The organism is Halomonas sp. KX33721, from assembly GCF_001596805.1.
In the GTDB taxonomy this organism is placed as follows: Bacteria; Pseudomonadota; Gammaproteobacteria; order Pseudomonadales; family Halomonadaceae; genus Vreelandella; species Vreelandella aquamarina.
Window position 1 is genome coordinate 214,835 of the sequence record NZ_LVIA01000020.1, and the last position, 12,493, is coordinate 227,327.

Sequence of the window (12,493 nt, forward strand, 5' to 3'; positions counted from 1 at the left end):
AATGCGTGTATTGCTGCATGGTAGTGAATTAAGCGCCGCAACTGCGGCGGCGGCGCTTGCTTGGGTAGGTCATCACGTTGACTGGTTACTCCACGAGAGCGTTCCCTGGCCAACGCTGGCCAGTGCTGACTGGCTACGCCGAGAACCATCGCTGATGGCACAGATTGAGCAAGCCATGGCAGCAGGCAACTTAACCATCGTTGCTACTCCTGACGTCTCTGAAACGCCTGATATTGTTTGGTTAGCGCTTTCTCCTAGTCAGCGTCAGTCAGCCAATTCGCTTTTACAACACCCAATGTTTCAGGAGTACAGCGGCGCGGTGCTGGTCAATAATTCAACATTCCCAGTGGGCGAGACCGAGCGTTTGCATTCGCTAATGGGACACCAGCATAGTCGTGTGGCACTGCCTGACACTCTGGAAGAAGGGCGAGCCTGGCTCTCTTTTACTCGTCCAGTGCGCTGGCTGCTCGGGTGCGATGACGCCATGGGTGAGCAAATGACAAGAGAGCTACTGCGTGCCTTCAATCGTCGTAGCGAAGTGTTTCAATGCATGCCTTGTCGTGCCGCTGAACTGACCAAGCTGGCCATCAATGGTATGTTGGCTACCCGTATCAGCTATATGAATGAAATTGCAGGTCTTGCCGATACGTTAGGAGTGGACGTTGAGCATGTACGCCAGGGTATGGGCGCAGATACGCGGATAGGGTTTGAGTACCTTTATCCAGGATGTGGCTTTGGTGGCCCTAACTTCTCGCGTGATTTGATGCGCTTAGCCGATGTTCAGTCATCCAGTGGTCGCTACTCGGCGCTGCTTGAGCAGGTGATGGACATCAATGAGCAGAAAAAAGAGACGCTGTTCAGAAAGTTGTGGGGATTTTTTGAGGGTGATTTAGCAGGCAAAACGGTAGCGATATGGGGTGCCGCGTTCAAACCAGGCACCGCCCGGATTGATCATGCACCGGTGTTAACGCTGCTTGAAGCGCTCTGGGCACAGGGAGTCACGGTCAAACTACACGACCCGGCGGCTATTCCAGCGCTCTACTCGGCGGTTGGGCAGCGGAATGATTTAATGACGTTCGAGGATGATCCTTATCTTGCCTGCCAGGGTGCAGACGCCCTGATGCTAGTGACCGAATGGAAAGCCTACTGGAATCCTGACTGGCACCGCTTAGCCTCACTGCTACGCGAAAAGCTAATATTGGATGGACGCAATATCTACGACCCCACTTTTGTAGCCAGCTGCGGCTTACATTATCGGGGAATTGGACGACGCGCCGATCCAACGACGCCCTAAGGAAAACATATGTCCGATGTCACTTCATCTCAGCGTATTGTTCCCGACGTGGATCAAAGCCTGACAGCACAGCACTTACGCCATCGCAGGGGGCCGCGATTATGGCCGCTTTGGCTCGTATTAATTCTGTTGATGTTGCTATTAGGCGCAGCAGCAGCAGGGGTTTGGTACGAAAGAGAGAGATTGCTAGCAGAAGTGCATCGTGTGAGTGGTGAGGTGTCTAATCTTCACGCAAGGCTCGACTCCGATGACACAGAGGCCCAAGATGCGATAACCTTTGTACAAGCTCAGATGTCCACTCTGTTCCAAGAGCAGGAGCAGCTGGCTGTGGCATTGACTAATACGCGTGAAGAGCTCTACGGGCTTCTCACAGAAAATGAAGAGCTTGTATCAAATGAGGCGCTTGAGACATTTTCACAACGATTCGAGCAATTTCAGGAGCAAGCAGCCCTTCGTGATAGCCAGCTAGCCGCTATTCGGACATCGCTAGATGCCTTAGAGCAAGCGGGTACCTCTGGTAGGCAAAATTTAGTGGAGGAGGTTACTCATTTAGAGGGGGTCATCAACCAGCGGCTCGATACCATGGAGCGCCAGGTAGCCAGCGACCGAACTGCTACTGAAGAGCAGTTGAGTATCTGGCGGGAAAATGTCGAGCAGCAGTTAACGCAGCTCTCTTCTACTGTCGCTGAATTCAAACCTCAAGAAGAGCCTGCTAGCCAAGCTGAATTAACAGCGCTGGAAGCGCAGTGGACCCAGCGCTTAAACACGCTTGAGAGCGACTTACGGCAGATTCGGCAGGCGCAGCTAGCCTTTAGTGCGCAGATGGAAATGCTGCGCAATTAAATAGCAGCATCACGATGTGGAAGAAACAAGCCACTAAGCCGATGATAGGGTTAGGGATATAACGGTATGGGAAGACAACGGCGGTGGCCTACGGCCAAACAAGTGGCGTATTTACTGGTGCTGCCGCTAATGTCTGCTTCATCGGTCTCTTGGGCCCTTGAAGCAGACATCAGCGGTGTTGATGGGCGTGTGCTAGTTAATATTGAGGCCTATTTAGAAAATATTGAGGCCGACCAGTACACCGATGCCCGCTTGGAAGGTGAAATACGCCAGCGCACGCAAGAAGCCATGCGAGTATATGGCTATTACGAACCTGATATTACTGTCGAGCTAGATCAGCCGCCCATCGCCGTGCGTATTGAATCAGGGCCTCAGGTAGTGATTGAAGTACTCGACATCAGTATTACAGGGGATGCGAACAATGACCCCCCTTTCCAAGACGCGCTTGATGATTTTCCTTTAAAGCAGGGGGAGCCGCTGCGCCATGCCCCCTGGGACAGTCTACGTAGCCAGTTTGCCGGTCTAGCTATTGAGCGGGGCTACTTCGACTGGGGGTTTTCAGATCGACGGATGGAAGTGCGCCCTTACTTGGAAAGCGCTCGCCTCTATATGGCCTTTGATAGCGGGCCACGCTATCACTTTGGCGATACATTTATTACGGGCAGCCATATTGAACCTGAGCGGCTGCGACAAATGCAGACGTTTCGTGCTGGTGAGCCTTACCTAGCGGAATCCCTGGCCCGCTATAATCAGCGTTTAGCTGAAACAGGATGGTTTAGTTCTGTCTCCGTACGGCCCCGGCTGGAGACAGCTCAAGAATTGACAATCGCTCCGCCGAGCGGAGGGTCGCCCTGGTGGAACGAAGCCACTGCATCGCAGCCTGAACGCTCTAGAGTAAGTAGCGCAGCGCTTGCCAGTGCTCTCAGTATTAACAGCCGTGACGATACCCGCTTGCCCATCGATGTCAGTGTCGAGCCGGCAGATCGCCACCAGTTTGAGGTAGGTATAGGTTATGCCACAGATGTAGGCCCACGCCTGCGTTTTGGCTGGCAGCAGCCATGGATCAACCGGTTTGGTCACAGTCTGGATCATGATCTCTATCTTTCTGCCCCTGAACAGCGTTTTACGGGGGTATACAATATTCCGCTAGAGGACCCGATACGGGATAACTACCGCCTGCAGTATGGCGTGCGCAATATTGACGATGGCGACACAAAATCCTTGGAAGGCACCGTAGAAGTGGCTCGGCGTTGGGAATTTGAGAACCGTTGGGTACAAACGCTCTACTTCCGCACAACGTATGAAGACTTTACCCAAGGCGGCCAAGCTGATGAGGTTTGGCTGTTTTATCCAGGGATTCAGTGGTCGCGAACCCGCACTCGTCCTCAACGTTTTCCTCTGTGGGGCGATCGTCAGCAGTTATCGATTGAGTACTCTGACAGAGCCTGGGGGTCTGACGCCAAATTCACCCGGCTAACCGGCGATACCGAATGGATTCGCACCATCGGTAATGACAACCGCTTTTTAGCTCGATTAAGCATTGGCGCTATCGAGACCAGTGACTTTGACAAGATTCCGCCATCGCTGAGTTTCTTCGCAGGCGGTGATCGCAGCGTACGCGGTTACTCCTACAAGAGCTTGTCACCGCGTAATGAAAAAGGTCGCTTACGTGGCGGCCAACAAATGCTGACCTCCACATTAGAGTATCAGCGTCGTGTTACGGGAGACTGGTGGGGCGCCACCTTTATTGATACAGGGGATGCGTTCGATAATTGGGGCCCGACTGGCCTTAAAACAGGCGCGGGCGTGGGCGTGCGCTGGGTGTCTCCCGTTGGCCCGATACGTTTCGACATCGCACATCCCTTTGATATCGACGACGCTTTCCGCGTGCACTTTTCGATTGGTCCAGAATTCTAGGAGAGCTCTTTGGCTAAGGTTGATTCAAAAGCGCCCCAAAACCGTCAGAGGCTCTCACCTAAGCGCCGTACTTGGTTAGCATTCTGGAGCCTGTTACGCCTTATCATCGTATTGCCGTTATGGCTGTTTGGGTTAATTGCCTTAGTTGCCGGGGTGGCGCTCTCCCCTTGGGGAACCGGGCAGCTGTTTTCCCAAGGTGAACAACGTGGTTTTTTCACCTACGAGCAGCAAGAGGGCGCGCTACTGGACAGCTTTCGACTGCAAGGCTTTCAAATGGCTGTTGGTGGCACTCAAATTACGCTAGCGGATTTTGAGCTTGCCTGGGCAGAAGATTGCTTGCTATCCGGTCAGTTATGCTTAGACACGCTACGCGTTGAGGGTGCAGATATTCGCTTAGCTGAAAGCTCAGCAACCGAGGAGCCGCCACAGGAAAGCAATGCACCGTTCAGCATTTATCTGCCGTTTCCGATTGAACTGCGCGATATCGCTCTCAATAACGTACAGCTGACGCTGGCCGACGGTACACAAGTGGGCTGGGAAGCATTTGCTACTTCCATAACCGCCGAGCAGCAGCAAGTCACTATCGCACCTACCACACTGGAAGAGCTTTCTCTCTACTTGCCGCCATCTCCCGGCGTGCTGTTGACGCAAAAGATAGATACATCGCTAAACGCCGCCGGTATAGACGGCGCTATTCAGCTAGCTCAGCCGGCGAAGCCTGCGGCTGACAATGAGGCTATTGCCCTTAGCGAGCGTGAGCGGCTTACGCTTCCCGAGATTCAGCTGCCGATTAACGTAGAGCTGGCATCACTGTTAGTCACTGACATAACAATAAGTGGCGCTGCTGAGTATCAGATTGAGCGACTGCTTGTAGAAGCTCGGGCCGAGGGCAGCGACATAACGCTAAGCACTCTGGAGCTTGCCACACCTGATGCTGACGCCACCTTATCTGTCAATGTCACTCTAAGCGGCGACTACCCACTGGATGCTGCGATTCGTGCAGAACTATGGCTACCCGAGTTATTCCCAGCACTTAGCGGTGAGCAGGTGGCACTGAATCTTTCTGGTAGCCTTGCTGACCTGACCGCGAATCTCAACGCAACCGGGCCCGTTAATGCGTCATTGACTGCGCAAGTAGATGCGTTAGCTCCCACGCTCCCATTTGAAGCGCAACTAGAGAGCGACCGTTTGCAGTGGCCGCTATTTGACAACAGCGAGATTCCAGAGGCGTCATCGGAAGAACCTGCCACTACAGCTGAGAGCTACGTGCTGGAAAACCTTAGCCTTGGTGTCAACGGCAGCCTGGAGGCCTATCAAGTAACGCTTGAAACGAATGCCGAAGGCCCACAAGTGCCTGCCACCGCCATCCGTTTGAGTGGAGAGGGCGATTTAGCCTCTTTCCATTGGTCACCTCTCACCCTCACTATTAATGATAGTGCGCTTAGCAGCGAGGGCCGGGTAAGCTGGGAAGAGGCGATTGAGGTCGATACCAACGTGCGCTTGGAAAATGTAGATCCATCGCTGTTTGTTCCGCAGCTAGCTGGCAATCTAAGTGGCGATATCGTCGCCAGCGTACGCCAGCGCGGCGAGCGCTGGGACATTAGCCTGCCGGAGCTAGATATCCAGGGGCAGCTACAGGAGTACCCACTCACACTCAAAGCTTCTCTTGAGGCTAACAGCGAACTGGAAGTTGATATTGAAGAGCTGCTCTTTACCCAAGGTGATAACCGTCTAACGGCATCAGGACAACTCAGCCAAGAGGCGATGTCTCTTGAGGCCAATATCACGCTGAATCAGCTCCAAAGCTTACATCCTGATCTAGCAGGGACATTAACCGGTGATATTCAAGCCCAAGGCAGTTTCTCCCGGCCAGAAGTGGTAGTAGAGCTGAATGGTCGCAGTTTACGCTTTGCTGAAAATAGGCTAACTACGCTCTCTCTATCGGGTAATGTCGAGGGTCTTGACGACCCCGATCTCAATATCGAACTGGATTTGCAAGGCGTTAATGCAGGTGGGCAAGCGCTCGCGTCGGTCGCCCTTGACCTCACCGGGCGACTTTCCGAGCATGCCTTGCAACTCAGTACCACAGGCGAAGCCGATAACGTTCTGAGCCAAGCTAATTTGGCCTTAGACGGGCGCTTTAACCAGCAGGCTCAACAGTATCAGGCGCGATTAACCCCGCTGGAAGTTGATTCAGAAGCGGGGGACATTCGCTTGGAAGCGCCGCTGGATATCACTTACAATCTTGCTAACGGCCAGGCACGCTTAACACCTTTCTGCCTGCGTCGGTTGCAGGGCGGCCTCGTATGCTCTGAAGAGCCCATTACCGCGTCATCCGACCAGGGGCGTGCAGTGCTGAGTGTTCGCGAAGTACCCATGGAGATGCTGGAACCTTTCTTGCCAGAGGAGTGGAGCTTTGAAGGTGATACCACGGCGGATCTAGTAGCCAACTGGGGGCAGGGAGGCGCCCAGTGGCAAGCCAATCTTCAGCTGCTCAGTGAGTTAGCCATCACGGCAGTCAATGATTACGGTCAGCCAGTAGAGCTTCCCACTATTAATCTGGATGCGAAAATTGAAGCCAATCAAGCACAGGCCCAAGCGGATGTACTGCTTGCTCTGTCGGAAGCAGGTGAGCTTACGCTTAATCTAGCGGTAAACGACCCATTGGGTCAGGGAGCGCTTGATGGTCAGCTACGGGCAAATAACATCACGTTAGCACCCTATCGCCCTATGGTGGTGGGTATGGATGAGCTTGAAGGCGGCTTAAATGGCAGCGTGCAAATTGGTGGCACCACAAGCCAGCCTGATTTACAGGGTGAACTAGCCTTACGCAGCCTGCGTATTAGCGGGCCCGATATTCCCATTACTATTGTGGATGGCGAGCTGGCGGTAGCCTTTGATGGCGAAGAGGGAAATATAGACGGTTTTCTCGCTGCCGAGCGAGGCCGGCTTTCGATTAGCGGTAACGCTTATTGGCCTACCGATGAAGCGTGGCGTATTGGCATAGACCTAAACGCAACTCAAGAGCCTTTGTTGGTGGTATTACCGCAGTTCGGTCGCCTGGAAGCCGCGCCAGATATTCGCATTCGTATTACCCCAGAGCGTCTGCAGGTACGGGGCAATGTGGATCTTCCCTGGGCTCGCTTAGAGGTGGGTGATCTACCTTCGTCAGCAACATCGCCAAGCCCGGATGAAATTATCATTACCGAGCGCGATGATCGTGAGGCTGAACGACAAGCACGTCTTGCGGCAGAGGCTGGGAATGATCCCAGTGCAGCTGATGAACTGGCAGACACCGGTATGGCTCTGGATGTGCTAATTACACTGAATCTTGGGCGCGATATGCAAATTTCCGCCTATGGCCTGGAGTCAGGATTGGGCGGTAGCCTGGAGATTCGTCAGGATAGCGGAGCGCTTCAGCTGTTTGGCGACGTCAACTTAGTAAATGGCCGTTTCCAGGCATTCGGGCAAGATCTATTGATTCGTCGTGGTCAACTGATCTTTAGTGGTCCTCCGGGCTTGCCAGTGCTAGATTTTGAGGCCATCCGCAACCCGGATATCACCGAAGATGATGTGATTGCGGGGCTGCGCGTAACAGGCGATGCCGAACAGCCCAATGTGATGATCTTTTCAGAGCCCGCGATGGACGAGACCCGTGCGCTATCGTATTTGCTACGCGGCCGCGCGCCGGATGCTTCAGGTGGTGGTGTTGATAGCGCACTAACCACTGCGCTCATTGGTATGTCCCTTGGCCGCACCGGTGGGGCCGTTGGCTCTATCGGAGAAGCGTTTGGAATTGATGACCTGACACTTGATACCACCGGGGCGGGTGACGACAGTCAGGTAGCGGTGAGTGGCCAACTGTCTGATGATCTTCGCATTAGCTATGGCGTAGGTATTTTCTCTCCAATTGCAGAACTAACCTTACGCTATACGCTATGGCGGAACCTGTATCTACAGGCGGTGTCTGGTGCTAACCAAGCCGTTGACCTAATTTACACGTTCACGCGCTCAGGCGATCCTTATATTTATCCGCAGCAATAGAATAGAAGAGGGTGTTATGACGCTATTTACGAAACATCAAGCACCAGAAGGGCGCGATACACCCATTGAGACCAGCGACCTTCATACCATTACCGGACACTCTATACACCCACCGTTTGCTGAAGGTTATGAGGAAATTGTGTTGGGTATGGGATGCTTCTGGGGGGTAGAACGGCTGTTTTGGCAGCAGCCGGGGGTGTATGTGACGGCAGCGGCTATGCTGGGGGCATCACGCCCAATCCAACGTACAAAGAGACTTGTACAGGCTTAACAGGGCACGCCGAAGTTGTCAAAGTGGTGTATGATCCACAACGGGTAAGTCTGACCACACTGCTGAACATCTTCTGGGAACAGCACGATCCTACGCAAGGTAACCGTCAAGGTAATGATATTGGTAGCCAGTATCGCTCTGCTATTTTCACCACTACCGAGGCCCAGCTGGCGGCTGCTAAGCAAAGCGCAGAGGCGTTCCAAGCAGCATTGCAACGCGCAGGCAAAGGGCGTATCACCACAGAGATCAAGCCACTCGACGTGTTCTATTACGCCGAAGCGTATCACCAGCAGTATTTAGATAAAAATCCTGGCGGTTACTGCGGTTTAAAAGGTACTGGTGTTACGTGTCCCATTGGTTGAGGTCCAAAAATATGCTGCTTCATCGCCCCCTTCAAAGTCAGGTTGCCCGTTCTGCCGGAACCTTCGTGGTGTTCGGTTTATTTAGCCTTGGGGCTCACGCTGAACAAGCGCCCGCAATGCCACAATCGGTTGATGACACACCTTTTGGTAGTGAGCGTGAAGCAGTTATCTGGCGACAGGATGAGCTAAAAGATCTAGAACGCCTGCTTCGTCAGCTGCGCTTTGACTTAGTCAATAATCAAGACGCTCGTGGTGCAGCCCCGCGCCTAGCGGAGCTGCAGGAGAAGGCTACTCAAGCCCACTTATTACCCGCATTTATTGCTGGAACCCATGGGCGAGGCTCTGATGCGAAACCAGAAATATGGGAAGAATGGGATGACTTTTCCGCTGGGTTTGTCGATTTGGAAGAGAAAGTAGGTGTCTTAATAGACGCTGCGGAACAGGAAGATTATCGAGCAGCTACACGGGCTTTTTCTGAGGTGGGTCTTAGCTGTCGAAGTTGTCACCGTGCCTACCGCTACGATTAACGAAGCGGTAGGCATCAGCGTTTAGTCGCTGGATTGAACGCGATCAATGCGATAAAGCGTTTCAACCTGCTCAAGACCACTGATAGTGCAGTTTAAATCCTTCACGCGACCGTCGCTCAGGCCGTATACCCAGCCATGTACCGAGATGGATTGGCCGCGCTGCCAAGCGCGCTGAAGGATTTTAGTGCGGCACAAACTGTTGACCTGGGCCTTCACATTCAACTCACACATGCGATCAATTTGATCTTCAATGGGCAAGTGATCGAGTGTGTCTCGATGGCGGTTGTACTGTTCACGGACTGAGTGAAGCCAATAATCTACCACGCCACATTCACCACCCGTGACAGCTGCTTTAATACCACCACAGCCATAATGCCCAACAATCATGATATGGCTTACATTGAGGACATCCACCGCATATTGAACAACCGACAGCGCATTCATATCGGTGTGGTGGAGAAGGTTAGCGACATTGCGATGCACAAATACTTCGCCTGGTGGCAGGGCGATAATTTGGTTAGCAGGAACGCGGCTATCTGAGCAGCCAATCCACAGGTAGTCAGGTGATTGTTGATTAGCGAGGCGTTTAAAGAAGTCAGGGTCTTCTTCACACATACGTTCCGCCCAAGCGCGATTGTTATCTAGCAGCGTTGCAATTTGGTCAGGCATCGAGTCTCCGTGGAGTGACATTATCAGGGGGGCTTGCTCGGCGTCGCGCAGCAGCGTTTTAAACACAAGGTAGGCGTTTTAACCTCCCTTGCAAAGAAGGTCAATCTTAGCGCTTCCCACTGCAATGGGTAAGCAGGTAATGAATAGGAGATAACCATGTCAGCGGATGCTGCATATGACTTCGATTTATTTGTAATTGGAGCGGGCTCAGGTGGGGTTCGCGCGGCACGTATGGCAGCAGCTACCGGCGCACGCGTTGCTGTTGCGGAAGATCGCTATTTAGGCGGTACTTGTGTCAACGTGGGCTGTGTACCCAAAAAGCTATACTCGTATGCTGCTCATTTTCATGACAGCTTTGATGATGCGGCAGGTTTTGGCTGGCGGCTGGCCTCACCAGCAACCTTCGATTGGCCTACGTTAAGAGATAATAAAACCAGCGAAATCAAACGGCTTAACGGCATCTACCAGCGCATGCTAGAAGGCGCAGGGGTAACACTGTTTAACGCTCGGGCCCGCGTTGTTGATCCGCACACAGTGACACTAACCAATGCAGATGGCGAAGTGAGCGTCAGCGCCGAAAAAATCTTACTCGCGACAGGCGGCTGGCCCTGGGTACCCGAGTTTCCAGGGAGCGATCTTACCTTAACCTCTAACCAAGTATTTGACTTAGATAGCTTTCCTGAAAGGTTTTTAGTACTGGGTGGTGGCTATATTGCCGTCGAGTTCGCCAGTATTTTTAACGGATTGGGCAGCGAGACACATTTGATTTATCGAGGCGACCTGCTTTTAAAAGGGTTTGACCAGGAAGTCCGCGAGTTCACGTGTGATGAAATGGCCAAAAAGGGCGTTAACCTCCATTTTTCTGCCAACATTGCGCGCATTGAACGGACAGAGGGTGCTCTGCAGGTTGAGCTAACCACTGGGGAAACCTTAGAAGTGGATGCGGTGCTTGCCGCAACTGGGCGCAAGGCGAATACAAGCGGCCTGGGTATCGATGTACTGGGGATTGAGCTAAACAGCGAAGGCAAGCTGTCCGTGAATGAGCGTTATGAGACGCAGATTCCTTCAATACTAGCTTTGGGTGACCTAATCGCTGGGCCTGAATTAACGCCCGTCGCTCTGGCAGAGGCGATGCAACTGGTGGATATTCACTTCCATAAAAAAACGCCTAGGCCATTGGACTATGACACCATTCCTACTGCCGTTTTCTGTCATCCCAATATCGGTACGGTCGGCTTATCTGAAGAGGCGGCTAGGGAGAAGTTTTCCAAAATACGGGTCTACCGCACTGATTTCAGAGCCATGAAGCACACGCTTTCCGGTAGCCAGGAGCGCATGTTGATGAAACTGATTGTCGATGACGCCAGCGATGTTGTTGTCGGTGCTCACATGGTAGGTGAAGAAGCAGGCGAGCTGATTCAGGGGATTGCCATCGCCGTTCGAGCAGGCCTTACCAAAGAAGATTTCGACCGTACGGTAGGCATTCACCCCACTGGGGCCGAAGAGTTCGTCACCATGCGAACCCCCGCGCGCTATTAACCTTATTGATCAACGACTAAAGGCGAGCTTCGGCTCGCCTTTTTTGTCTCGCGCATCGGTATCACTGATCTAAACTCTGATGGTAGCCAGAAACTTGATGCTAGAGTACGTAACGCTCGTTTGATAACCAAAAATTATAGAAGATGCGAGGATGAATAATATGGTTTTTGAATTGCTCATAATCAGCTGTTATAATGATTCTCAAATTCGCTACAGCGAAGCATAACCATGAGTACGCCTATTAAGCCTTTTACACCTTCTGCCGAGCTGGCTCGCCCAACCGTTGCTGATGCCGTGGTAGGCCATGCCGAAATGCCGCTTTTTATTCGTAAGCCCAATGCTGATGATGGTTGGGGGATTTACGAACTCATCAAAGCGTGCCCGCCGCTCGATGTTAATTCAGCCTACGCTTATCTGCTGCTAGCAACGCAGTTCCGCGATACCTGTGCTGTGGCTACCAACGAAGAGGGTGAAGTAGTTGGTTTTGTATCCGGTTATGTCAAAGATAATGCCCCTGACACCTATTTTTTATGGCAAGTCGCCGTAGGTGAAAAAGCTCGGGGCACAGGTCTGGCACGCCGTCTGGTGGAAGCGATTATGTCGCGCCCTGAACTTGACGACGTTCACCACTTAGAAACCACGATCACCCCTGACAACCAAGCATCGTGGGGGTTGTTCCGTCGCCTAGCTGCACGCTGGCAGGCACCTTTGAACAGCCGTGAATACTTTTCTACCGAACAGCTTGGGGGAGAGCACGACCCGGAAAACCTAGTACGTATCGGGCCATTCCAGACGGACCACATCTAAAGGCCGTCTCGATAGATCGTTTTCCCGCTCGTGTTGCCCTAGCTGTTTTAACTCGCTTAGCTCACATACTTGATAAGGAGGTCGCTAATGCAGACCCAAACACTCGAACGCATGGAATCCAATGTTCGTACCTATTCACGTTCGTTTCCTGTTGTCTTTACCAAGGCACAGAATGCGCGGCTGACCGATGAGAATGGCCGTGAATACATTGATTTTCTCG

General features: G+C 52.6%; 8 protein-coding genes and 2 pseudogenes. 9 read left to right on the plus strand and 1 reads right to left on the minus strand.

Features of this window, described 5'->3' with window-relative positions:
* Window position 1: 1 nt before the first annotated feature.
* The 6 genes and pseudogenes from A3220_RS09070 (at window position 2) to A3220_RS09095 (ending at window position 9,258) form a co-directional block, all read left to right on the plus strand.
* Entirely contained in the window at window positions 2–1,294 is a 1,293-nt protein-coding gene (locus tag A3220_RS09070) for a nucleotide sugar dehydrogenase (protein WP_062374466.1), read from the plus strand.
* A gap of 9 nt (window positions 1,295–1,303) precedes the next feature.
* The gene (locus tag A3220_RS09075) at window positions 1,304–2,137 is read left to right on the plus strand and encodes a hypothetical protein (protein ID WP_062374467.1); all 834 of its coding nucleotides are present in this window, start codon (window positions 1,304–1,306) and stop codon (window positions 2,135–2,137) included.
* Between the two features lie 66 nt (window positions 2,138–2,203).
* A complete protein-coding gene (locus A3220_RS09080; protein WP_062374469.1) occupies window positions 2,204–4,054 on the plus strand; it encodes an autotransporter assembly complex family protein in 1,851 nt (616 codons plus the stop codon).
* 9 nt (window positions 4,055–4,063) lie between these two features.
* Window positions 4,064–8,098, plus strand: coding sequence for a translocation/assembly module TamB domain-containing protein (locus A3220_RS09085; protein WP_062374471.1), 4,035 nt, complete (start codon window positions 4,064–4,066; stop codon window positions 8,096–8,098).
* A 16-nt stretch (window positions 8,099–8,114) separates the two neighbouring features.
* Window positions 8,115–8,731, plus strand: a pseudogene (gene msrA, locus A3220_RS09090) (peptide-methionine (S)-S-oxide reductase MsrA).
* 11 nt (window positions 8,732–8,742) lie between these two features.
* Window positions 8,743–9,258: a cytochrome c gene (locus A3220_RS09095; RefSeq protein ID WP_083602206.1), complete on the plus strand. Its 516-nt coding sequence runs from the start codon at window positions 8,743–8,745 to the stop codon at window positions 9,256–9,258.
* A gap of 21 nt (window positions 9,259–9,279) precedes the next feature.
* Here the strand turns inward: A3220_RS09095 and can are convergent, their stop codons facing one another.
* Window positions 9,280–9,927 carry a carbonate dehydratase gene (can, locus tag A3220_RS09100; protein ID WP_062374489.1) on the minus strand — a complete coding sequence of 216 codons (648 nt, stop codon included), beginning with the start codon at window positions 9,925–9,927 and terminating at the stop codon, window positions 9,280–9,282.
* A 156-nt stretch (window positions 9,928–10,083) separates the two neighbouring features.
* Between can and gorA the strand changes: the two genes are divergently transcribed.
* From gorA to A3220_RS17920, 3 genes and pseudogenes are all read left to right on the plus strand, one after another.
* Window positions 10,084–11,466, plus strand: a complete 1,383-nt coding sequence (gene gorA / locus A3220_RS09105) for a glutathione-disulfide reductase (RefSeq protein WP_058577946.1) — start codon at window positions 10,084–10,086, stop codon at window positions 11,464–11,466.
* A gap of 228 nt (window positions 11,467–11,694) precedes the next feature.
* Entirely contained in the window at window positions 11,695–12,273 is a 579-nt protein-coding gene (gene ectA, locus A3220_RS09110; protein WP_062359677.1) for a diaminobutyrate acetyltransferase, read from the plus strand.
* Window positions 12,274–12,360: 87 nt separating this feature from the next.
* Window positions 12,361–12,493, plus strand: a pseudogene (locus A3220_RS17920) (diaminobutyrate--2-oxoglutarate transaminase); the annotation flags it as partial.

Excerpts from the sequence above, each read along its gene's own strand:
- A3220_RS09095 (WP_083602206.1), top strand. The coding sequence starts at position 8,743 with ATGCTGCTTCATCGCCCCCTTCAAAGTCAGGTTGCCCGTTCTGCCGGA.
- can (WP_062374489.1), bottom strand. The coding sequence starts at position 9,927 with ATGCCTGACCAAATTGCAACGCTGCTAGATAACAATCGCGCTTGGGCG.
- gorA (WP_058577946.1), top strand. The coding sequence starts at position 10,084 with ATGTCAGCGGATGCTGCATATGACTTCGATTTATTTGTAATTGGAGCG.
- ectA (WP_062359677.1), top strand. The coding sequence starts at position 11,695 with ATGAGTACGCCTATTAAGCCTTTTACACCTTCTGCCGAGCTGGCTCGC.
- A3220_RS09075 (WP_062374467.1), top strand. The coding sequence starts at position 1,304 with ATGTCCGATGTCACTTCATCTCAGCGTATTGTTCCCGACGTGGATCAA.
- A3220_RS09080 (WP_062374469.1), top strand. The coding sequence starts at position 2,204 with ATGGGAAGACAACGGCGGTGGCCTACGGCCAAACAAGTGGCGTATTTA.
- A3220_RS09070 (WP_062374466.1), top strand. The coding sequence starts at position 2 with ATGCGTGTATTGCTGCATGGTAGTGAATTAAGCGCCGCAACTGCGGCG.